The sequence below is a fragment of the Cyclobacterium xiamenense genome, assembly GCF_009467825.1.
GTDB classification, from domain to species: domain Bacteria; phylum Bacteroidota; class Bacteroidia; order Cytophagales; family Cyclobacteriaceae; genus Cyclobacterium; species Cyclobacterium xiamenense.
On the sequence record NZ_WIOK01000012.1, the window covers coordinates 68,965 to 92,345 of the forward strand.

The 23,381-nt window shown below is 48.8% G+C and carries 19 protein-coding genes; 11 read left to right on the plus strand and 8 right to left on the minus strand.

Annotation, left to right across the window (positions count from 1 at the left end; all coding sequences use genetic code 11):
• Positions 1-5: 5 nt before the first annotated feature.
• Positions 6-1,034 carry a LacI family DNA-binding transcriptional regulator gene (locus tag GCU44_RS11025; protein WP_092167826.1) on the minus strand — a complete coding sequence of 343 codons (1,029 nt, stop codon included), beginning with the start codon at positions 1,032-1,034 and terminating at the stop codon, positions 6-8.
• Positions 1,035-1,292: 258 nt separating this feature from the next.
• Between GCU44_RS11025 and GCU44_RS11030 the strand changes: the two genes are divergently transcribed.
• The 6 genes from GCU44_RS11030 (at position 1,293) to GCU44_RS11055 (ending at position 9,748) form a co-directional block, all read left to right on the plus strand.
• Entirely contained in the window at positions 1,293-2,705 is a 1,413-nt protein-coding gene (locus tag GCU44_RS11030) for a putative oxidoreductase C-terminal domain-containing protein (RefSeq protein WP_154856451.1), read from the plus strand.
• Positions 2,706-2,726: 21 nt separating this feature from the next.
• Positions 2,727-3,995: a prolyl oligopeptidase family serine peptidase gene (locus GCU44_RS11035; RefSeq protein ID WP_154856452.1), complete on the plus strand. Its 1,269-nt coding sequence runs from the start codon at positions 2,727-2,729 to the stop codon at positions 3,993-3,995.
• A gap of 10 nt (positions 3,996-4,005) precedes the next feature.
• Positions 4,006-5,208, plus strand: a complete 1,203-nt coding sequence (locus tag GCU44_RS11040; protein ID WP_241684910.1) for an alpha/beta hydrolase family protein — start codon at positions 4,006-4,008, stop codon at positions 5,206-5,208.
• A gap of 2 nt (positions 5,209-5,210) precedes the next feature.
• Entirely contained in the window at positions 5,211-6,083 is an 873-nt protein-coding gene (locus GCU44_RS11045; RefSeq protein ID WP_154856453.1) for a sugar phosphate isomerase/epimerase family protein, read from the plus strand.
• Between the two features lie 30 nt (positions 6,084-6,113).
• Complete coding sequence (locus tag GCU44_RS11050; protein WP_154856454.1) at positions 6,114-7,487, plus strand: Gfo/Idh/MocA family protein; 1,374 nt, start codon at positions 6,114-6,116, stop codon at positions 7,485-7,487.
• A gap of 158 nt (positions 7,488-7,645) precedes the next feature.
• A complete protein-coding gene (locus GCU44_RS11055) occupies positions 7,646-9,748 on the plus strand; it encodes an alpha/beta hydrolase family protein (protein WP_154856455.1) in 2,103 nt (700 codons plus the stop codon).
• A gap of 282 nt (positions 9,749-10,030) precedes the next feature.
• Here GCU44_RS11055 and fbaA read toward each other — a convergent pair whose 3' ends face one another.
• On the minus strand, positions 10,031-11,092 hold the full coding sequence (fbaA, locus tag GCU44_RS11060; RefSeq protein ID WP_092167842.1) for a class II fructose-bisphosphate aldolase: 1,062 nt from the start codon (positions 11,090-11,092) through the stop codon (positions 10,031-10,033).
• Positions 11,093-11,286: 194 nt separating this feature from the next.
• Between fbaA and GCU44_RS11065 the strand changes: the two genes are divergently transcribed.
• Positions 11,287-12,150, plus strand: coding sequence for a type 2 periplasmic-binding domain-containing protein (locus GCU44_RS11065; RefSeq protein WP_154856456.1), 864 nt, complete (start codon positions 11,287-11,289; stop codon positions 12,148-12,150).
• 61 nt (positions 12,151-12,211) lie between these two features.
• On the opposite strand, the gene GCU44_RS11070 is transcribed toward GCU44_RS11065, so the two are convergent.
• Positions 12,212-13,006, minus strand: coding sequence for an NIPSNAP family protein (locus GCU44_RS11070; RefSeq protein ID WP_154856457.1), 795 nt, complete (start codon positions 13,004-13,006; stop codon positions 12,212-12,214).
• Between the two features lie 177 nt (positions 13,007-13,183).
• On the opposite strand from GCU44_RS11070, the gene GCU44_RS11075 reads away from it, so the two are divergent.
• The 3 genes from GCU44_RS11075 (at position 13,184) to GCU44_RS23420 (ending at position 16,030) form a co-directional block, all read left to right on the plus strand.
• On the plus strand, positions 13,184-14,131 hold the full coding sequence (locus tag GCU44_RS11075; RefSeq protein WP_154856458.1) for a UDP-glucuronic acid decarboxylase family protein: 948 nt from the start codon (positions 13,184-13,186) through the stop codon (positions 14,129-14,131).
• 299 nt (positions 14,132-14,430) lie between these two features.
• The gene (locus GCU44_RS11080; protein WP_154856459.1) at positions 14,431-14,838 is read left to right on the plus strand and encodes a response regulator transcription factor; all 408 of its coding nucleotides are present in this window, start codon (positions 14,431-14,433) and stop codon (positions 14,836-14,838) included.
• A complete protein-coding gene (locus GCU44_RS23420) occupies positions 14,831-16,030 on the plus strand; it encodes a sugar transferase (protein ID WP_154856460.1) in 1,200 nt (399 codons plus the stop codon). The genes GCU44_RS11080 and GCU44_RS23420 overlap by 8 nt, the downstream gene beginning before the upstream one ends.
• Here the strand turns inward: GCU44_RS23420 and GCU44_RS11090 are convergent.
• Positions 16,012-17,250: a glycosyltransferase gene (locus GCU44_RS11090; RefSeq protein ID WP_241684911.1), complete on the minus strand. Its 1,239-nt coding sequence runs from the start codon at positions 17,248-17,250 to the stop codon at positions 16,012-16,014. The two genes, GCU44_RS23420 and GCU44_RS11090, sit on opposite strands and share 19 nt — an antisense overlap.
• 135 nt (positions 17,251-17,385) lie before the next feature.
• On the opposite strand from GCU44_RS11090, the gene GCU44_RS11095 reads away from it, so the two are divergent.
• Positions 17,386-18,570, plus strand: a complete 1,185-nt coding sequence (locus GCU44_RS11095) for a glycosyltransferase (RefSeq protein WP_241684912.1) — start codon at positions 17,386-17,388, stop codon at positions 18,568-18,570.
• 18 nt (positions 18,571-18,588) lie between these two features.
• On the opposite strand, the gene GCU44_RS11100 is transcribed toward GCU44_RS11095, so the two are convergent.
• The 4 genes from GCU44_RS11100 to GCU44_RS11115 are packed head-to-tail and all read right to left on the minus strand — an operon-like array spanning position 18,589 to position 23,377.
• Positions 18,589-19,920 (minus strand): oligosaccharide flippase family protein, encoded by a 1,332-nt coding sequence (locus GCU44_RS11100; protein WP_154856462.1) that lies wholly within the window; start codon positions 19,918-19,920, stop codon positions 18,589-18,591.
• Complete coding sequence (locus GCU44_RS11105) at positions 19,917-21,050, minus strand: glycosyltransferase family 4 protein (RefSeq protein ID WP_154856463.1); 1,134 nt, start codon at positions 21,048-21,050, stop codon at positions 19,917-19,919. The genes GCU44_RS11100 and GCU44_RS11105 overlap by 4 nt, the downstream gene beginning before the upstream one ends.
• Positions 21,034-21,957, minus strand: a complete 924-nt coding sequence (locus tag GCU44_RS11110; RefSeq protein ID WP_154856464.1) for a glycosyltransferase family 2 protein — start codon at positions 21,955-21,957, stop codon at positions 21,034-21,036. Before GCU44_RS11110 ends, GCU44_RS11105 begins: the two co-directional genes overlap by 17 nt.
• Complete coding sequence (locus GCU44_RS11115) at positions 21,950-23,377, minus strand: O-antigen ligase family protein (RefSeq protein WP_154856465.1); 1,428 nt, start codon at positions 23,375-23,377, stop codon at positions 21,950-21,952. Before GCU44_RS11115 ends, GCU44_RS11110 begins: the two co-directional genes overlap by 8 nt.
• Between the last annotated feature and the right edge of the window lie 4 nt (positions 23,378-23,381).

Consider the following 23,381-nt stretch of genomic DNA (forward strand, 5'->3'; position numbering starts at 1 on the left):
TGGAATTAGCTAATTCTGCTAGAAGAAGAGCGGATGATCAGGTTGGCATCCAGGGTTTTTTTGACCATGGCTTTTGGCTTTCCATCGTCCGCGATCATCTCAAAAAAGAGGGCAGCAGAAGTCTGTCCCATGGCAATGGCTTTCTGATCGACGGTGCTGAGGGCCGGTTCGGTAAATTCAGTAAAGGGCTCGTTGCTAAATCCGATCAGTCCCACTTCTTGAGGGATTTTTACCTGAATCTTTTTTAGCTCCTGCAAGGCACCCACGATCGCGTAGTCACTGGCCGAAAAGATGGCATCGAATCCAAGGCCCTGTTCCAATAGAAACCGGGTGCTTTCTTGCCCTCCGTCCAATTGCATGTTGCTTTCCACAACCAATCGTTCATCAAAAGGTATACCATAGTCCCGCAAAGCCTGGCTGTAGCCCCGCAGTCTTTCCAGATAGATCTTGATTTTCATGTGACTGGTAAAATGGGCAATGTGCCGGTAACCCTGGTCCAGCAGGTGATGCGTGGCCTGGTAAGCCGAGGCAAAATCATCAATTACCACCTGATTTACCGTTAACTCATCCGTGGTCCGGTCAAAAAACACCAGGGGGATTCCTTTTTGAAGGACGGCATCAAAATGGGCGTAGCTATGAGTGTTTTTTCCCAGCGATACCATGATGCCGTCTACCCGGGCGTCCAGGAGCGCGTCGATGGTTTCTACTTCCTTCCGGTAATCGTCGTAGGATTGGCTGATCATTACTTTGTAATCCCGGGCGTTGGCGTATTCTTCGATGCCCCGGACGATGGAAGAGAAAAAATTACGATTGATAGTAGGAACAATGATGCCAATAAGTTTGCTCTTTCCATGGCGCAGCGCCGCGGCGATGCGGTTTGGCTTGTAGTTGATAGCTTTAGCCGCTTCCAGCACCATCTTCTTTGTCGCCGGACTTATTCGGGGATGGTTATTCAATGCCCGGGAAACCGTAGATGCGGTTACCCCGATCTCCATGGCAATGTCATGAATCGTAATCTTTTCTTTTTTTTTCATTAGCGCGCTTCGGAAAAGCGAAAATTAGAAAACAGTCGTATTGCCGTTTAAAATGAATAATAAGGAAATAATCCAGCAAATGCAATCGATTGCGCTAATATATGTTTTATTCTTTTGCGATATTCTTTATCTTTAATCCATTATTCAGTTCGGTGCCGTTTTCGACGTAGATTCGGCGATTGTCATCCATTTCTGTCAAAAAAATCGGTTAAACAAACTACAACCATTACTAATCCATACATTTCTAAAAATCGCTCTATGAAGTTCAATAGTAAATTTTGGTCACCTGTCGCTGCCTCAATTTTACTTTTATCCATCGCATGTACCAACGAAAAAAATGTGGAAGAAGAAGTGAAAACAACCTTTTCTGGTGAGAAAAATGAAATCAAACTGCTCACACTCGACCCCGGGCATTTTCACGCACACCTCGTGAAAAAATCCATGTACGAGCAGGTAGACCCCAAAGTCCATGTCTATGCCCCTGATGGGCCGGAACTAGTAGCCTACCTTCAGGCCATCGAAAGCTTCAATACCCGTGAAGAGAATCCCACCTCCTGGGAATTGGATGTTTACAAAGGAGACGATTTCCTGGAACGCATGATTCGGGAACGGAAAGGAAATGTCATGGTGACGGCGGGCAATAACCGGGAAAAGACCGCGAATATCAAAGCCACGGTAGATGCCGGCTTTCACGTGCTGGCAGACAAACCCATGGCCATTGATGTGGCTGGTTTTGAATTGCTGAAGGAGGCCTTTGCCTCGGCTGAGGAAAATAACGTATTGCTCTACGATATCATGACGGAGCGATTTGAGATTTCCACCATTCTTCAGCGAGAATTTTCCATGATTCCCGAAGTGTTTGGCACGTTGGTGGAAGGCAGTCTGGACGATCCGGCCATCACCAAAGAAAGCGTACACCACTTTTTCAAGCAGGTTTCGGGCAAACCCCTTATTCGTCCTGCCTGGTTTTACGACGTAAACCAGCAGGGTAATGGCATTGTGGACGTCACGACGCACCTTGTAGACCTGGTACAGTGGGAGAGTTTTCCTGAAAAAATCATCAATTACGAGACCGATATCGAAATGCTGGAGGCCGAACGATGGACTACCGACCTGACCCTCGAACAGTTTTCCCGCTCAACGGGGCTGGATGCGTATCCCGCTTACCTGCAAAATGTGGTGGAGGACGATACCCTAAAGGTCTACGGCAATGGAGAAATAAGCTACAAGATCAACGGCATTCATGCCAAAGTATCGGTAATCTGGAACTATATCGCTCCGGAAGGCTCTGCAGATACCCACTATTCCATCATGAGAGGTACCAAATCCAACCTGATAATCCGCCAGGATGCCGAACAGGATTATATAACCGAACTGTACATCGAACCGGTTGAAGGCGTAGATACCGAAGCTTTCGAAAGTACCGTGCAGGAACAAGTACAGCAACTAGCAGGTAAATTTGCAGGCTTGGACGTGGTGAAGGTGCCGGGTAAGGCTTCCTGGAGGATCGTTATCCCACAGGCATTTCGAACCAGCCACGAAGATCATTTCCGGGAGGTGACCGAGGCCTATATTCGGTACCTCACTGCCGGTAAATTGCCCGATTGGGAAGTACCCAACATGCTGGCAAAATACTACGTAACCACTCAGGGCCTGGAACTCGCGAAATAAACCACCTTACGGTATCCGGTAATGGAAAACGAGCGAAGAGATTTTATCAAAAAAGCGGGACTTGCTGGCGCAAGTCTGGCGGCGGGGTTTTCCCTACCGAGCGCATCAAATGCCGAACCTACGCCCGCCTCGGACAGTCGGTATCGGGCAGAGCAAAGTATCATTGGCCCTTACGGCCCCTGGTTGGACCGGGTCATGAGTCGGGAACTACCCTCCCTTTCATTCCGAAACGATTCCTTTACCGATTTACCCGAATGGAAAATCCTCGCCCTCTCCCGTACCCGGGAACGGTTGGGCATCCCCGTCCTCGGTGAGCGTCCACGTGTGACGGTCCATGACTCCCATACGTACGATGGTCTGCGGATAGAGGAAGTATCCTGGCAACTTCCCTATGGACGACCCACCAAAGCATTGGTTTTGAAACCGGAAAACGCGGAGGGCAGGTTGCCGGGCATTTTGGCTTTTCACGACCACGGGGGAAATAAATATTTTGGTTGGAGAAAAATCACCAAAACAGGAAAAGAACAGCACCCGCTGATGAAATCGCATCAGGAGCATTACTACGAAGGAATGGCTTGGGCCAATGAGGTAGCCAAGAGGGGCTATGTGGTCATGGTTTCCGATGCATTCACCTTTGCCAGTCGGCGGGTAATGCTGGAGGATGTTCCCGAAAATCAGCGTTCGGGCCTGAACGATAGCGATCCGGAAAATCCCACGTCCATCGAGGCGTATAACCAATGGGCAGGGGCGCACGAACACGTGATGGCAAAATCCCTGTTTTGTGGGGGGACTACCTGGCCGGGCGTTTTCTTTGCGGAGGATCAAATGGCCCTGGATATCCTGGCGTCCCGCCCCGATGTGGACGAAAGCCGCCTGGGTTGTGGGGGATTGTCCGGTGGAGGGCTGCGGACGGTGATGATGGCAGGGCTGGATGCGCGCATCCGCTGTGCCGTGTGTGTAGGGTTTATGAGTACCTGGACCGACTTCCTATTGCACAAATCCTTCACCCATACCTGGATGACCTACGTACCCAGGTTGCCGGAAGAGCTTGATTTTCCGGAAATACTAGGTTTGCGGGTTCCCCTTCCAACGCTGGTTTTAAACGACGAGCAAGACCAATTGTATACCCTTCCCGAAATGAAAAAAGCAGATGCAATCCTACAGCGTATCTACGAGAAGGCCGGCGCTTCCGATCGATACAAGGCATCGTATTATCCCGGACCTCACAAATTTGATCAACCCATGCAGCAGGAAGCCTTTGCCTGGTGGGACAAATGGCTTAAAAACTAACCCAATTCCTATGAAACATCAGTCAATGTACCGAACTACCGGTTTATGGGCCATACTCTTTTCCTGTTTGCTTGTGCCGTTTTCCGCGGCAGTTTCCCAAACAGAAGCCTCCGACATGCTTTGCGTGGGCGCACACTGGACCGAAGAAGAGGGCGCGGCTTTTCTTCAAACCATGCGGGAAGCCTACCCTTCCGAAAAAGCCTGGGATAGGCGGGCAAAAGCCATTCGAAAACAACTATTGCAAGGGACCGGCTTGACAAAAATGCCCAAAAAGACCCCACTGAATCCTGTTTTAGGGGAAGTGCGGGTATACGATGGGTATCAGGTGCAAAACGTAGCCTTTGAAAGCTTGCCGGGGGTATACGTGACAGGAAGTATTTACCAACCAACTGACCCGGAAGGAAAATTACCCGGAATTCTGAGTCCGCACGGACATTGGGACCAGGAAGGGGAGGTTGGTCGATACCGGGCAGATGCACAGAAACGATTTGCTTCTATGGCAAGGATGGGAGCACTGGTAGTTGCTTACGATGCCGTTGGGTACGGACAGCAAAAGGAACTCGGATGGGAACACCGGGCTGACGGTGAAATCCTTAAGCTACAGTTGTGGAACAGCATCCGAAGTGTGGATTTTATACTCTCACTGGGTGCCGACCCCGAGCGCCTGGCAGTAACCGGAGCCTCGGGGGGAGGAACTCAATCCTTTCTACTCGCCGCGGTGGACGACCGGATAGATGTTTCCGCCCCGGTTGTCATGGTTTCGGCCCATTTTTTTGGTGGCTGCGTGTGTGAAAGCGGTATGCCGATTCACCGGTCCAAAGACTTTCAAACCAATAACGTGGAAATAGCTGCACTGGTCGCTCCCAAGCCTTTACTGCTGGTGTCGGTGGGTGGGGATTGGACCAAAAACACCCCCGAAGTAGAATACCCACACCTGCAATACATTTACGAACTGAAGGGCAAGCCCGAACAGGTACAGAATGTACACATACCGGAGGATAACCACGGTTACGATGCCAAAAAACGGCAGGCCGTTTATCCTTTTCTTGCCAAACACCTGGGCTTGGATCTGTCTAAAGCGTTGCATGCCGATGGAAGTCTCAACGAAGAAAAAGTGGTACTGGAACCGCAACAAGCCTTGTATCCCTTCGACGCAGGTAATCCCTTTCCAGAAGACGGAATCACCTCTATCTTTCACGTAAAATGGGATTAATCATGGGTGAAAAATCTACCGAAAGACGTGAATTCATCAAACGGACGTTGATCTCTGGACTTGTGCTGAGCGGCCTGTCGTCCTGGTATCCCAAAAGCACACCCATGAAATTTGGTTTGGTGACGTATTTATGGGGAAAAGACTGGGCTTTGCCCGAACTCATAGCTACCTGTGAGAAAACCGGGTATGCGGGTGTGGAATTGCGGACGGAACACGCCCACGGGGTGGAAGCATCGCTTAGCAAAAAAGAACGAAGGGAAGTACGCAAGCAGTTTGAAGATAGCTCGGTCACCTGCATCGGGTACGGTAGCAACTTTGAATTTCATAGCCCGGATCCGGCCGTGCTGGTAGCAAACCTGCAGCAGACCAAGACCTATATTCAGTTATGCCAGGATATCGGTGCTACCGGGATCAAGGTAAAACCCAACACCCTTCCCGAGGGCGTGTCCCGGGAGAAAACCATCGCTCAAATTGCCAAATCATTTAACGAGATAGGCGCGTTTGCAGCCGACCACGGCCAATTGATCCGGGTAGAGGTGCACGGAAAAATCACCCAGCAATTGCCGGTGATGAAGGCGATTTTCGATCAAGTTACCTCTTCGAACGTGAAAATTTGCTGGAATAGCAACGATACCGATCTGATGGAACCCGGCCTTGAAGCCAATTTTGCATTGGTGCAAGACCGATTGGGGGATACCACGCATGTGCGGGCGTTTAATGAAAATACCTATCCCTATCAGCAACTTTTCCGCCTGTTGGATCGGGCAGGATACCGGGGTTGGATTTTACTGGAAGCGCACAGCAATCCCCTGGATAAAATCGCATCCATGATCGAGCAGAAAGGTATGTTCGAGAATTTTATGAAGAACCTATAAGTAGTACAAAAAATAAACCGAAAATTACGCATGACTGAACGAAGAGAATTTATTAAAAAGAGCCTGCTGGGCAGTGCAGGCATTGCCATGGCAGGAATGACCATGAGTGCAAAGTCCTACGGTAATATCCTGGGAGCCAACGAGCGAATGCATTTGGCAATAATTGGGATACGCGGTCAGGGAACCAACCATATCAACCAATTTTGTAAATTGAAAGAAAGCCGCAACGTGGTGATAAAAACCCTTTGTGATACCGATGAAAATACCTGGGCAGAAAAAGTAAAGCTGGTCAACGATCGGGTAGGGGACAAGCCCGGAACGGCCTACGACATGCGGACGGTTTTTGAAGATCCGGACATTGACGCCGTATCTTTCGCTACTCCAAACCATTGGCATGCCCTGGGTACCATTTGGGCCTGTCAGGCGGGGAAGCACATTTATGTAGAAAAACCTGCCAGCCACAATGTGTTTGAAGGACGGAAGATGATCGAAGCCGCCCGAAAGTACAACCGCATCGTGCAGGTGGGTTTCCAAAACCGATCCATTCAGAATGTGATGGAAGCCATGAAGTTCTTGCACGATGGAAACATTGGGGATGTATACATGGCCCGGGGACTTTGTTACAAGCCTAGAAATTCCTTTGGAATCGCGCGAGACAGTGCGCCACCGGCCGGCTTGCACTACGACCTCTGGTTAGGCCCTGCTCCCTACCGGGCGTACAATGAGAAAAAAGGCCACTACAACTGGCACTGGCACTGGGATACCGGCAACGGTGATACCGGAAACCAGGGACCCCATCAATTTGATATCGCCCGATGGGGGTTGAATAAAAACGAACACCCCGTATCCGTTTTTTCCACCGGTGGAATTTATGGCATGACTCCTCAGGAATGCTCACAGGAAACACCCAATACGCAGACTTCTCTATTTAAATACGACGATGGTAAGGTGTTGGAATTTGAAACCCGGGGCAGGTATACCCACGGAGAGTCCAGCCAGGGAATCAAAATTGGAAACATGTTCTACGGAACCGAGGGCTACCTGGAACTCGATGGGAGCACTTGGAAAGCCTTTAGAAAAGACGAAAAAGAACCCTTCGCCGGCTCGCAAACAGCGACGGCTGAAGGATCTGCTGATTCAAACGTCCTGGCAGCACCCGGTGGTGCGGAGCATTATGCCAACTTCCTGGATGCCATCCGTGACGGCAAAAAGGAAAGCTTGCATTGCGATATCCGGGAGGGCTACTACTCCTCCGCTTTACCGCTGATCGCAAACATTTCCTACCGATTGGGAAGAGAACTGAAGTTCATGGGAGAATACGAGAAGTTCGCCAACGATACCGAGGCAGACACACTGCTGACCCGACCCAGCCGTCCACCTTACGTGATTCCCGATCAGGTTTAATCCAAGACCGGGTAGCGTAACTGGTCAACAAAAGGCAAAAGGGAAGGCATACTGTCGTTCCCTTTTGTCATTAAATACAAACAGCTTTCCCGGAAAGTCCCAATCAAAAGATTGCCCTGCATGGAAGGAAAGAATTTCCAATTAAAACCAGAAAACGCATGAAATACGTCTCGTTAACCCTTTTATTCGTTCTACTACTTTCCACCGTTGGTCTGGGCCAGGAGGATTTAAAGGTGATTCAGCCACAGTGGGTTAATTTCACCGATGGTCCCAATGCCTTGTATAAATACCAGGCAGCACAGGCTTTTGAATTACTGCATGCCCGGGAGGAAGCGGTAGCGCAACTCCAAACACTGGATGATTGGAAAGAATGGCAAAAGCAGGTGAAAGCAAAGCTGATGGAGGTGGTGGGACCCTTTCCGGAAAAAACGCCGCTACATCCAGAGATCACCCGTACGGTTCAAAAGCCAGGCTACCGCATGGATCACCTGGTCTTTCAATCACAGCCGGGTTTTTATCTTAGCGGAACACTTTTTATACCGGATGGATTACCAGGCAAAGCGCCCGCCATCGTGTACTGTTCGGGGCATGCGCTCGAAGCTTACCGCAGTGTCACCTACCAGCATGTGATACTCAATTTGGTGAAAAAAGGGTTCATTGTTTTTGCCTTTGATCCGGTGGGTCAGGGCGAACGCCTGGAGTATTTCGATTCCAAGACAGGCAAACCAACGATTGGCGGTCCTACCAAACAACACTCCTACCCGGGTGCGCAGGCGTTCATTGCCGGATCTTCCCAGGCGAAGTACATGATCTGGGATGGCATACGGGCCGTGGATTACCTGATTTCCCGACCCGAAGTAGACCGGGAGCGGATTGGTATTACCGGAAGATCGGGTGGAGGCACGCAAGCGTCCTATATCGCTGCTTTTGACGAGCGAATTCACGCTTCCGCTCCCGAGAATTACCTGACAAATTTCAAGCGATTGTGGCTGACCCATGGACCGCAGGATGCCGAGCAGAATTTTTACCGGGGTATTTCCTCGGGTTTGGATCAGCCGGACCTGGTTTTGGTGCGGGCACCCAAGCCAAATCTGCTGATCGCTACGACCAGGGATATATTTAATATAGAAGGAGCGAGGGAGACAGAAAACCAGCTTAGTCGGATTTACGCTGCCTACGGCAAACCAGAAAACGTGGAAATGGTGGAAGACGACGCTGGCCATGCCTCCACCAAAAGTAACCGCGAGGCCATGTACGCTTTTTTCCAAAAACACCTTCGGTACCCCGGAAAGCCGCTGGACGAACCCATCGACACCCTGACTCAGGCCGAACTACGCGTGAGCCCGACGGGACAACTCTTGGATACCTATCCGGGAAAGACAATACACGAGCTTAGCAAGGAATTGGCGGTGGACGGACCGGAGGGAAGCCTCTCAGAGCGGGTTGCTTCTTCACGGGAACTGTCTGGCTACCGGGAGCCTGCCCCAGTAGTAGACCGTATGATGACCGGTAGGTACCAACGCGATGGGTATACCGTCGAAAAGCACCTGGTAAAGGGAGAAGGCGGCTATTGGCTCCCTTTTCTACTATTCCGGCCAAACGAAGGAAGTACCGAAGCCGTGCTTTACCTGCATCCGGAGGGAAAAGCGGCTGATGCAGCCGTAGGAGGCGAAATCGAGGCACTCGTCAGGCAAGGTGCTACCGTATTGGCGCCGGACTTGCTCAATACCGGAGAAATGGGCGATGGCGCCTTTAATGGAGATTCAAACTTTGGCGGCAATTCGTACAATCATTGGTTCGGGAGCATTTTGATCGGGCGAAGCCTGGTTGGCTTGCATGCCGGAGACGCCAATCGCCTGGTACAGGTACTGCAAGAAACTTCGGGTAAAGAAAACATCCGCGGGGTTGCCAAAGGAGCCATGTCGGCCGTATTGTTGCACGCCGCCAATTACAGCGATGCTTACCAATCGATCGCATTGATCGATCCCATGATTTCTTACCGGGAATTGGTAGAACGCAAGGAATACGATCCCTCATTAATCGCTTACTCCGTGGCTAACGCTTTGCCCTACTACGATTTGCCGGACTTACTCGAAAACCTGGTGGATAGGAATCCGCTGGTAATTCAGGGCACTTTCGGGAGTCCATCCGAGAGTAGAAGCCTATTACCGGAACGAGGGCATCTGGAAAAAATCAACTATGTGCAAACAGAAGATCCAGAGGCTAGAAAGGCGTATCTGAAACAATGGCTGCAACCTTGAGCCGGAGTTTTCGGGAACTGGAAACGGTTCTAATGGCGTACCGATAACGGCCCATGTGCTTCGGTATCACCGATTTCGAAACAAGTCAGTGGCTCACAAGAACCAGTGCACACGTTTACACTGCAAGTGGGGTAGGTTAGATCGATAATTGTGAAAGCAGCTGTAAGTACCCGCTGGTCAGCTGGCTCTATATCCACGTTGAGAAACCAGATAGGGGAGTGTTACTAACAAAAAAGCCATCCCGAGGGATGGCTTTTTTGTTATACATACGTTTCAATTGCATTAGTTTCGATTGATTGCATTCAACATGTCGAAGGCCAATTCCAGACGTTTGCCAAAGTTTTCCTCGCCCTTACGCAACCATACACGGGGGTCATAGAATTTTTTATTCGGATTGTCTGCTCCATCCGGGTTGCCCAGTTGCGTTTGCAGGTACCCTTCTTTTTCCTGGTAGTACTTCAGAATACCTTCCCAAAAGGCCCATTGCAGGTCCGTGTCGATATTCATTTTGATGGAGCCGTATCCGTTTGCTTCCCGAATTTCTTCTACGGTAGAACCGGATCCTCCGTGGAAAACGAAGTTTACGGGTTTTCCGGTCGTACCGAATTTTTCATTGATATAATCCTGGGAATTTTTTAGAATGACGGGCTTCAGCGATACATTTCCCGGTTTGTACACGCCATGAACGTTGCCAAAGGCGGCGGCGACCGTGAACAGATCGCCTACTTTTTTTAATGCTTCGTAGGCATAGGCGACTTCTTCCGGCTGGGTATACAGCTTGGAACTGTCCACATCGGTGTTGTCCACTCCGTCTTCTTCCCCACCGGTCACGCCCAATTCGATTTCGATGGCCATTTGAAGTTTGGCAAACTCTCTAAAATAATCTACCGAAATTGAAATATTTTCCTCGAGGGGCTCTTCCGACAGGTCCAGCATATGGGAACTAAACAAGGGCTTTTTAAAGGCTTCATAATAGGCTTTTCCTTCTGCAAGGAGCCCGTCTATCCAGGGAAGCAATTTTTTGGCGGCATGGTCGGTGTGCAGGATTACAGGCACCCCGTATACCTCCGCCATTTTATGCACATGCATAGCTCCGGAGACGCCACCGGCGATGGAAGCCTGCTGTCTGTCGTTGGGTAGTCCTTTTCCCGCAAAAAACTGAGCCCCACCATTTGAAAACTGGATCATCACGGGAGAATTGACACGTTTAGCGGTCTCCAGTACGGAATTGACTGTATTGCTGTTGATACAGTTAACGGCCGGCATGGCAAACTCACTTTCTTTGGCATAAGCCAACAGGTCTTTCAGCTCTTCGCCGTATTTAACTCCAGGTTTGAATTTCATAAGGAATGATTTTTGGTTGATTTATCGTACGCTTCTTTTTTCAGGAAAAACCGTATCAAAACACAAAGATAGGAATACCGGCTAACAATTGCCTTATGAAGTGCATGAAAAAAACCTATAAACCAAAGAAACCGAGGGAGCACTGGGTTTTTTTCTATATTAGAAACTATAAAATTTCCTTTTTATCTTTGTCGATGGAAAAAATTACCATTACGGGTGTACCCGAACATTTTAATTTTCCCTGGTTAAATCTGGTCGAAAGCCAACCTTTCCTTGAGGATGATTTTCAGCTAGTTTGGGAAGATGAACCCAGAGGATCAGGAGCCATGAACAAAGCCATCCGGGAGGGTAATGCGGATTTGGCGATCATCCTCACGGAGAGTTTTGTAAAAGATAAGATCGAAGGTAACCCCGGAAAAATCATCGGTTTTCACGTAGATTCTCCGTTGGTATGGGGCATACACGTACCGGCAAAATCTGCACTTCAGCACCCAGCTGAGCTGCGTAATGTTCCTTTTTTGGTAAGTCGGCTGGGCTCGGGCTCCCACTTGATGGCTTTTCTTCTCGCGAGCGAACAGGGGTGGGATACCGGATCGATGGATTTTGAAATCATCGGGAACCTCGAAGGCGCCATTAAATCGTTTAAAAGCAACAATCCGAAGGCTTTTCTTTGGGAAAAATACACTACGCAACCTTTGGTAACCAAGGGTTGGTTTCGTCGTATTGGCGAAATCCCTACTCCCTGGCCTTGTTTTGTAATTGTGGCTTCCGAAAATTTTCTTGCCAAGCATCCGGACCTCGCCGATAGGCTGCTCGAGGAGATTTACCGTACCAATGCCCGGCTAATGGCCGATAAAGAAGCGATTGTGTCTCCCATTGCCAACAGGTACCAGCTGGAGGCTACGGACGTAAAGGAATGGTTGCGACAAACCCGCTGGGCCACTTCCCCGGAGATAGCGCAAAGCCACTTGCAAAAAACCATGGATATTTTGGCCCAGGTGAAGCTAATCCAAAAGAAAGTTTCGACGGCAGCCTTGTATTACCGCAGCCCGAGGTAAAAAAAAGCTGTCCCCATGAAAGGAGACAGCGAGGTGTATCGTGTGTAAGTACGGCTTGCGATTAGAAATCGGAATACTCGGTCGGATGCAAAAGGCGCGTATCGTTTTTTGACACGGTGTTGCGGTATTCTTCCAGGTCCTTCATGGCTTCCCAGTCCGGGTCTACCCGAAAGGCGTCCCAATGGGCGTCACGGTCTGCCTTGTTCTCAAAGGTGGTCATGTAGACCAGATTGGGCATGTTGGCTCCAGCAAGCGTTTCGGCGTAGAAAACCGGATTAAAATTGAGCTTGTCAAAAATGTCAATTTCACCGCTGTTGAACATTTTTACTTTTTGCCGGTAAAGACGTTCGGTGGCGGCCTCGTAACTTCTCAATTCATAAACTCGTTCAGACTTTGGCCCCGTCAGGTTAGGTGTTGCCATTCGGGGACTTCCGGTAAAGGCTTGCAGCAGCGACGTTTCCAGACGAACGAAGGGCGCCTGATCGTGGGCAGCAAAAATATAGCTTTTTCCCGCGGCCTGATACGCCTGATCCTTGTCTAACTTTCCCTGAAATTGAAAATATTCCTTCGAATTCTTGAATGGCAACAGCAAGTAAATCTTTTTTCCGGCGTCGGCTTCGGATGCCAAGGGTTTGAATACCCCCACATTCGACACGCCGGCTCGATGCGCAGCTGGAATAAAGGCCGATTCCAAATAATCATCGACCATTTTTTCCTGGGCCGCTGTTTCCAGGTGGTATATTTTCAGTTCGTACAGATCTCTTTTTCCATCCTGGGCCTGTGATTGGGTGAAAGCCGTGAGAAATGCCAACAGTAACAAACTGCCCCCAAGCAGTAACGGGTTATTTCTAAACATGGTATATTGTGTTTAATGGTAAGTTTCCGGAACCAAAACCGGTAATCCGGTCACAAAAGTATATAAAATAAGACTACTTTTAAAAATAAATTATAGCAATGGAAAATTTCTTATTATTTTTGGTTTATCTTTTGTAATTATTGTTAGGTTTTATTCTTTATTAGTTAATTCAAAAACATGAAGCGGATTTTAGTAACGGGAGGGGCTGGTTTTTTGGGCAGCCATCTCTGCGACAAACTTTTAGGCGAAGGAAACGAGGTAGTTTGCGCAGATAATCTTTTTACCGGCAGGAGAAAAAACATTCATCACTTGCTGGACAACAAGAATTTTGAATTTCTACGCCACGATGTCACGCTGCCCCTGTATGTGGAGGTAGACGAGATTTACAACCTTGCTTGTCCGGCAAGTCCGGTCCATTACCAGTTTGACCCGGTACAGACCACCAAGACCAGCGTGCTTGGTGCAATCAATATGCTGGGGTTGGCAAAACGGTTAAAAATAAAGATTCTGCAAGCAAGCACGAGTGAGGTATACGGGGATCCGGAGATTCACCCGCAGCCGGAATCGTATAAAGGCAGTGTAAGTGTGACCGGGCCCAGGGCCTGCTACGATGAAGGGAAGCGGTGCGCAGAAACCTTGTTTTTTGATTACCACCGACAACATAAGCTCCAAATTAAGGTGATGCGGATATTCAACACCTATGGACCCCGCATGCACCCATCCGACGGTCGGGTCGTAAGTAATTTTATCGTTCAGGCATTGAAAGGCGATGACATAACCATTTTTGGTGACGGAAAACAAACCAGAAGTTTCGGTTACGTAAGTGATTTGATCGCCGGCATGCACGGCTTGATGAACAGTCCAAGTGACTTTATCGGTCCGGTTAATATTGGAAACCCCGTCGAATTTACGATGCTGGAGCTGGCAGAGAACGTATTGGAACTTACCGGTTCAAGAAGTAAATTGAGATTTCTACCTCTTCCTCAGGATGATCCGATGCAACGGAAGCCAAACATCGATTTGGCCCGGGAAAAGCTGGGATGGGAACCCAAGGTGCAGCTTCGGGAAGGACTGGTAGAGACGATTGCCTATTTTGATCAGGTGCTGCGCGAAGGATTGTACTGACGAGTTGGTTTGATTCCGCTCCGAGCATTGTTTTCGATTTTCCGAAAACAATGCTTTTTTTTTGCCTGCGGGAAATGGGGACAGGTCAGAGAGCAGGTGAAAAGAAAAAAATAATTTAAACACAGATTTTAGGTGTTCGAATAGTAAATTTTGTATTTGATAGTAAATCAAAAGAAAAATTAAATATTCAACAATAATATTCCATTTTTATTAAAAAATAATAGGTAAAACCTTTTTTTATTTGTTTGGTGATTGGTATATTTATCCGGTAATTCTAATCACCTTAATCCTACGCAGTCATGAAAAGCAGGTATAAAATTTTTGCTATCGATGATGAGCCTTCTGTCTTGCTGATCATCCAACATTACTTCAAAGGTAAATTTGAAGTGAACGTTTTCAATAAGCCTGCAGATGCCGTTGCTACCATGCACGAGGGTAATCTGCCGGATATTATTATTTGTGATCTAAATATGCCTGAAATCAGCGGAACCGAATTTGTTGAATTAATTCGTGCGAGTGGTTTTTTCTCGGCGATCCCGCTGATTGTTCTTTCTGCCACCGAATCCTCCGAAAAGAAGATTGATATTTTAAATCTTGGTGCGGACGATTTTATGGTAAAACCATTCAACCCAAAGGAATTGGAAGCCCGCATTAATTCCATCTTACGAAGGACTGGAAAACCAACATTGCAAACGATAAATGGATAAATCTGTCCGAAAAATTGCGTTGATTTCCGAAAATCAACGCATCGTTGACGAGGTCACGCAAGCAGTGGATGGCGTATTCGAGATGAATACCTTTTCGAATGGCATTACCTTTTACAATCACCTATCTAAGTTAAAGGGAGATTTTTTCATGGTCTTGAGTGATTCTTCGATGATGGGAGTTCATGGACTTCCGTTGAAGCAGACCATAGAAAAATTGGGTTTTGGCCACCTACCGTTTTTCTTGCTGGTGGATCAGGCTAGCCGGGAAGAGATCTATCAGGCAATCAAGCAGGGAGTTTCGGATTTCATCATGAAACCCATTGATCCAGGGAAGTTATTGACCCGCCTTGAGTTTCAGGTTCGCCATCCTATTGGCAAAATCAAGGAGTCCGAAATCACACCGGTCAAAGAATACAAGATGCCGTTGATCAAACGATTATTCGATATCGTTGTGTCCGGGCTTATTCTGATTGCCCTGTCTCCCTTGTTCCTGATTGTTTCCATTTTGATTAAATGGGAGTCCCGAGGTCCCGTTTTTTACTATTCTTACCGCGTTGGAACCGGATACACGATTTTTAAATTTTATAAATTTCGATCAATGGATCCGGATGCAGATGCCAAATTGCAACAACTGAAACACCTCAACCAATACCAAAAGGCAGAAGATCCGGCGCAGGAAGAAACGGCGGCCCCTTCTATTTCTGAAGTGAAGGAGTTGTGTGAATTTTGCGAACAAGCTGGCGGTGGTTGCTTGCAGCCCATGTACGATGATAACAAAATGGTCTGCGAGAAAATTCTTTTGGCAAAAAAGGCTGGCAATCAGGAAGCCGCCTTTATCAAAATCAAAGACGACCCCAGAGTCACCCGGATTGGTAAATTTATCCGGAATACCAGCATCGACGAGTTGCCCCAGCTATGGAATGTACTGCGAGGCGACATGTCCCTGGTAGGCAATCGTCCGTTGCCCTTATACGAGGCTGAAAAGATCACCACGGACAAGTATTCCTTGCGTTTTTTGGGACCTGCGGGGATCACCGGCCTTTGGCAAGTAGAAAAACGGGGAAGAGGCGAAATGTCGGAAGAAGAACGATTGAGTTTGGATAACGACTACGTCAAGAATTTTTCCATTTGGTTTGACCTAAAAATTCTACTGCGTACCGTTCCGGCATTGTTTCAAAGCGAAAACGTTTGATTGACCAGTTTCCAAAAAAGGGAAACACGTCCCTCCCAGGTGTTGGAAGCGGCTTCCCGGTACCGTTTTTCTGCTTTTTCCGGCAGGTCCTGCCGCAGTTCTTCGTCGATCGCCCGAATAAACGATTCCTTTTCGCTTTCCAAACGTATGTGCGGGTGAAACGATTGGATGTCCTCTGAAAAAGGCGTTGCCACCACGGGTTTTCCGGAGGCAAGGTATTCGTTTATTTTCAGGGGATAAATACTTCTGGTCACGTCATTGCATAGAAACGGCAACACCAACAGGTCAAAATGGGCCAGGTATGCGGGCAGTTGTTCAATTTTTTTCGGTCCGGTAAAATGCAAGTTGGGGAGGGCGTCCAGGTCGATATTCGTATGCCCCCAATGGTTTCGTGGGCCTACAAGCACCACACTTTTTTCGGGGTTTTTCTCGCAGATTCCCTTGATTATCTCGTAGTCGATCCGATGGCATATATTTCCGGTATACCCAATGATGGGCCTGGGTAGTTCCTGCAGCTCTTCGGGTAGCGGTAATGCTTTTTCGTAGGCGGATTTAAAAAGGGTAAAATCAGCCGCGTTTGGAAAATAGGCGACGGTATCTCCGGACAATTCCGACAATTCTTTTTGCAGAAGACGTGAGGTGGCCAGACTCAGATCGGCTTCTCGTATGGCTTCAACTTCCAAATAAGCACCGTGTTTGCGTAGATAGGGCTCAAGTGCCCGTATGTTGTCCCGTGACTGATAAATGAAGGCCTTTGGGGAAAAACCCTCGGGGAGACTGCTCAAGTAAAGTGGGTTAAACGAATTAAAAAAAATAAAATCAGTCCACCCCAGATGCTGCAATCCTTTCGTTATTTGCCTGCTTAAGCGCAGGTTGTTCCATTCTGCCAATGTGCGGTAGAGCCAGCCCGGTGGTAACCAATTAATCGGTAGCATGAGCGGGGGAGTCAGTGCGTATAAGTTGGGTCCGTAATCGGGAAGCGGTATCAGGCAATTTTCTCCGAAAAGCAGGGCCCGCTTTCTTGCCTTTACGCTTGGTTTTTTTCGTTCCCGAATAAAATCCAGTAAGGTAAAGGGGTAGTCAACGTAGACCACCACCTGGTCCCGGGCGAAGGTTTTGGCAAGGGACCAGGAAGCCGAGGAAAAGTCGCCGTCCCAACGAGACATACTGGTCATTACGAGTGGTAGCTGTTTAAATTTGGAAAGAGAAAAATTGCGCATAAAAATCTTGTTTTTTATCGGTGCAAGTTGTCGAAATGTATTCAAGAAATAGTAAATTTAGGATAAAAATAATCATTAATTTTTGAAGCTTTGATCTTGTTTGAAATTATTGCCTGGCTTTGCTGTTTTTACCTTGTGTTTCCCTTAGGCAGTGCCCTATTTGCGGTTTTAGGGAAAAAGGAAGCCCTTGACGAAACATCCTATGTTGCGGATTTCGCCTGCATTATCACCGTTTATAAAGAAAAAGACATTGCCTGGCCCCTGGTTCGGGCCTTGCTGAAACAGGATCATCCGAATTTTAAGGTGTATTTGGTAGCAGACGGCATCAATGAAGACTTCGAAGCTAAGGTGCAGGATCAACGACTCTCAACTTTTCAGCCGCGGCCTTTTTTAAATAGTAAAGTGGCTTCCATTGCTCTTGCCCTGGAAAAAATGGACCACAGCCACAGCCATGTGGTTATATTCGATCCGGACAATCTCGTCCCCGCACATTTTTTACGGGTCATTGACCGGTACCATGCCAATGGCTTTCAGGCGGTGCAAGGCAAGCGAATCGCTAAAAACACGGAGGGAACCTACGCGGCGCTTGACGCCCTGGGCGAATATTACTATGATTTTGCCGTCAGGAATGTACCCTATTTGCTGGGTTCTTCCTCGACCATTGCCGGTTCGGGGATGTCGCTGGAGATTGGCTTGTATCGGGAAAATATCGCCGGTGAGATGCAGGTTTTGGAAGAAAAAGGGGTGGTAGTCGCCGAAGACAAGTCACTGCAACTACAGCTGGTGGAGCAAGGTATTCGGATCGCCTACGCGGGTGCGGCCGTCTTGTTTGACGAGAAAATCACCGCTGCGACGCAGATAGGTCGGCAGCGGGGCAGGTGGCTGAACAGCTTCTTCGGGCAATTACCCGCTTCCCTTCGCCTACTGGGAAAAGGCCTGGTATCTCTGGATTGGAACCGCATCTATTTTGCCTTGATGGTGGCCATGCCTCCCATGGTAATCCTCGTGGGGATAAGTGGCCTGATGGCCCTGCTGGCATTGTGGGTAAATGTCAGCTACTTCTTCCTGCTAGTCGGTTGCATGGTCCTGTTTGCATTGGGCTTTTTGACCCTGCTTGCTTTTAACCACAGCCCTCCGGAAGTACTGCGGGCCATACCGAAAATTCCACTTTTCGTTTGGGGACAACTTTCGGGTATGCTCCACATACGCAAAGCCAATAAGGATTTTATGGCGACTACCCATCAGGAAATAACCGAAATCGAACCGCTATGGGCGAAGCGGAAGGAGGAATTCAGTTACCTGGAAAACTGGTGGAAATAAACTCCGCTGTGTCGGGGATTAACGTTTCGCTACTTTTTCCTGGATGGAACGTAGCATGCTGGGATACATGTTTACCGCCTGCAGCAGGCAGTGAAAAAAGCGGATCGGGAGGTATTTTCGCAAAATCAGGTGCTTGATCAATGCCGTACAAAAAACAGCAGTTACCAGGCCATACGCTGCCCCAGGTAATCCGATCCAGCGGATAAACAGCCAGCTCAACCCCGCTCCGTAGAGAAAAGTACCCAGGACCATGATCATGTTGATAAAGGGTTTGCCGATGGCATCCAAAAACACACCGGATTGTCGGTCAAAGGGTTTGATTAATGCCAAAAACGCCATAATTCGAAGAAAAGGGACCGCCTCCAGGTAAGCCTCACCGGCAATAAGCAGGATTATCTGCTGCGCAAACAGCAAGCAGAACAGCCAAAAAGGGACGGTCAGGCTCAACATCATTCCCAGTGTCTTTTCGTAAAGGGTTCCCAGGCTCGCTGTTTGCTTTGAGTCGTGGGCTTCCGCCGCTTTGGGGTAGCTGATGGAGGCAATGGAGTTTACCGGAATTTCGACCACATTCATCACCCGCCCCGCTGAATTGGCCATGGCCACTTGTACGGGGGAGAGTAACGCGCCGAGGAGAAATTTATCCAGGCCATTGGTAAGCATGGATATCAGGTTGGTCCCAAACACGTATTTCCCAAAGTGAAATACCTTTGCCAGCCAATAATTTTTCGCCTTCCACTGCACCCGGAAATACGTACGTACCTGATAGGCAGACATCAGGGTGGCCAGGGCAAATGCGGCGTTTTGGTACCAGGCAAGTGCGTAGAGGCTCAGTTCCTGTTTGAACAAGTAGGACAGGGCGATGACCAAGAAAAACGGGAGGCTCTTGCTAATACCAGCAAGAAAGTAGGCTTTGAAGTCGTACCGGGCCTGCATCAACACCAAATTGTGGGTATGAAAAACCAATACCGGGAGAACCCAGGCATAAATGGTCAGAATTTCTGCTAGTTTAGGCGCATGGAACAAGCGGGCAAGCGGAGAAGCCGCCAGCACGAGCAGCACAAGTATTAACAAAGTCAATGAGGTATTTAGCAAAAGCGCTGCTGTCTGTATTTTCCGTTGTACGGCTGAATTTTTACCAACGATAAATTTAATCATTCCATTCTGAATAAAGCCGTTTCGAGCCATGTCCAGAATAGCGGTGATGGTGATCAGCAGCACCCAAACCCCAAAATCCTCCGGTGACAAAATACGTACCAATAGCATGAAGCCGACAAAGCCCAGGAGAAAGTCCACCCCGCGGTGCATCATGGTAAAAAATCCACTTTTGAGCCAATATTTTTTATCGCTCATGCTTTGGAGGCCAGGTTTTTGTAGCAATCCAATGTAATGACAGCTCCTTTTTTGTAGTCAAAAAGGGGCGGGCGCAGATAGCCCTTTTCAATGAGTTTGCTCCGTGCATCCGGATGGGCAAGCAAGTGTTCGATTCCCTCGCTAAGGCTGAGAGGAGCCGTGGGGTCGATCAGCAAGGCGGCATCGCCTGCCACCTCGGGCATGGAGGAGGTATTGGAGGTAACGACCGGACATCCGCAAGCCATCGCTTCCAAAATCGGCAGCCCGAAACTTTCCCGCAGCGACGGGTAAAGGAATAGGACCGCCTGGCTGTAAATGGCTGGAAGGTCTTCGTTGGGAATGTACCCGGTCAGGTGGATCGTATTGAGCAATTGGGGGGCACCGATCTCGGCGAGCATGGATTCCAGGATTTCTTTTCCGATGTCGGGCATGACCAGGTCCGGAAAGGGTACCTTTCGCGATTCCAACAGGGCGAGTGCTTTGAGCACGCCTCTGAGGTTCTTTTTGGGATCGGTATTGCCCAAAAACAGGATAAAGGTATTCGGTAAGGTGTACTTTTCCCGAACTGCTTTTTGCCTTTCCACCGGTTCTTTTTGGAAGTGCCCGGCCACGCCGTTGTATACGACCTGCACACGGGAGGAATCCATGTGAAAATGCCGGGTGATGCGTTCTTGTTCGAAGGCCGAAACGGTAAAGATGGCGACGGCCTTTTTTACCACTGCAGGCACATTCCAACGGCGGTATAGATTCCCGAAACGTTGGTACAGGGTGCCTTCTTTTAGGTTTATTTTTTCCAGGTAGATGATATCGTGAAGCGTAATTAGCAAAGGGACCCGGCAATTAACGGGGGCCGTATTGCTGGTGCAATGCAGTAGGTCCAGGCGGTAGGAGCGAACGGCTTTTGCCAAATGGTATTGCTCCCAGATGGGGTAGGGGCTGGACGGCAGCGGGACGATGGTAAAATTCTCAGTTGGGCGTAGCGGGGACGTGTCCTCCATCTCGTTGACAAAGATGAAATACTGGTTTTCCCGGTCCATTTCCTGTAGGTTTCGGATGAGTGCCAGGGCCACCATGTCCATTCCGTGTCGTTTTTTGCGAAAAATACGCTGCGCTTCAATTCCGATTCTCATGATGGACTAGGGTTAGGTTTTCCTGAATGTTTTGCATAAAAAGGCCGGCTACAAATCCGTTGAGGTACGTTTTGGCATGGGACCATTCGCCTTGGGTCAGGTGTACGAGGATATTCTTGGGCAAGGCCACCGCAAAGTAATAGGCCGCAGTAAAGAAAAACAGGGGCCAGGTCACGTTTCTGCGCAAAAAAAGCCAGCGGTTTCGGCTCATGTAATAGGTTTTTAGCAGGGAGTTTTTCCCCACACTCATGGATTCTTTGTGTAAAATATGGCTTCCTGGCTCGTACCACAGCGTGTATCCTGCATCTTTGATGCGCTCGCAGTAGTCCATTTCCTCGTAATACAGAAAGTAGAGTTCGGCCATCATGCCAATTTCGAGGACCACAGACCTGGGAATAAACATGGCTGCTCCGTGCGCCAGTTGGGTGGGTTCGGCTATCTGGTACTGTCCGAGGTCCTTTTCCAGGTACCCTTTTCCTTTTCCCCTACCGGTAACGGGGTTGATCGCAGAAAATCCCGCATACTGTATGGTATCGGGCTGGTCGTAATACAAAATTTTGGGGCAAATAAGGCCGACCTTGGGGCTTGCCTTGGCCCGTTCGAGTAGCACGTCCAGTATGTCCTCCGCAACTTCGGTATCGTTGTTGATTAGGAAAAAATACTCGCCGGTTGCGACTTCCATACCCCGGTTGTTTCCCCCTGCGAATCCTTCATTTTTGGGGTTCCTAACCAGAATGGTGTTCGGGTAGCGTTCGGCAATTGCCCCAGGGTCTTCGCTCGACGCATTGTCAACGACAATGATTTCGACATGCGGGTAGCTCACCTTCTGAAAAGAGGCTAAAAAATCCAGCGTATGGGTCAATCCGTTGTAATTGATCGTAATGACAGAGATCAGTGGCTTATCCATGGTTATCCAATTTGGTTGCGTTTGTTTCAAGTGAAGGAGCAAGGTACAGGTAGGCCCAGGACATGTAAAGAATGATCCCGGTGGGCATCTGACCCAACAGGGGGTTTCCTAGCGATGCAGCCGCAATTCCGACATAACCGGAGAAAAGCGCAAGTAGCTTTTGCCGAAGGCGGGGATCTTTTACCTGCCATATTCGGAACAGGGCCAGCAATGCAATAAAGGCGAGAATGCCTATGTGAAGGTATAGCCCAACGATACCCATTTCGGCCCAGATTTTTATAAACCAACTGTCGTTAGGTGTTTCAGCCAGGAAAGTACCCGGACTAAAGCGCTGTCCCCAAAATCCGGAAGTGCCAATGCCTCCGCCAAAAGGGCGGTTTTTCAGGTATTCTGAGAACTTTGCTTTGTTTTCCAACCGCACATTTAACGAGGCATCGTTGGGATCAAGTGCGGAGCGAAGCCTCCGAACCTGGTAGTTTTCATTGCCAATACTGGTAAACTTTAGAAAAATAAAAACCAGGCTGAGTGCCGCCAATCCGATGGCCATTAATTTAAAATTTTTCGATGCAAAGAGGTAGGCCAATGATCCAGCCACTGGCACCATCAGGGCTCCGCGGGTACCGCTCATGATCATCAGGTAAAAAAATAAGAGCGCACAGCCCGCAAAGATCAGCCGTTGTTTTACCCGAAAAGGTCCAAGGGCAAGTACCAGGGCGATCATGGCCGAATGGGCGATGCCCGCTCCAAATTGCCCCGCATCCGAAAAGAAGCTGAATACCCGGAGGTTTCCAAACAAAACGTGGGTGCTTCGGGACCCCTGGTCCAACCATCGGTTTTCCGCGTAGTCCAGGCCGATGTAATACTGCCGCAATCCCCAAAAAGACGCCAGGATCGAAAAAGCAAAAATGATTTTGATCATTCGGTTCAGGTCTTTTTCGGTATTGGCGTACAACAAGGTTATCGGCACGGTCAGAAACATGTAGAGGGCTGTACCGCGTACCGCATAGACCCAGGCGGTTATGCTTCTTGCCTCGGGATTAAAAATCTCCGCAACGTTATACGCCATCCAAATAAGGGTTACCGCAATTAGCGGGTTTTTTAGCTGGGTGAAGTCGGTTTTTATCCGATTGTGAAAAACGGCGCTGAGTAGCACCAGTACAAGCGCAAAATCTACCGTCAGCCCTAGGGGCAAATTGGGAATGTACCTGGCCGCTCCGATGGAAACAAAAGCGAGTACCAATGCTGTATACAAGGCATGGGAGGGGTGCCAGAGAATGAATACACCCATCGCCACTCCGATTGGTAGTGCAAAAAGCGTGGCGATTGCCAGGAACTCCGCATGCACCACCCATACACTGATCAGCAGGGAAAGAATCAATGCGACAACGGGGAAGGCGAGATGGGTTCGGGAATATTCCATGGCC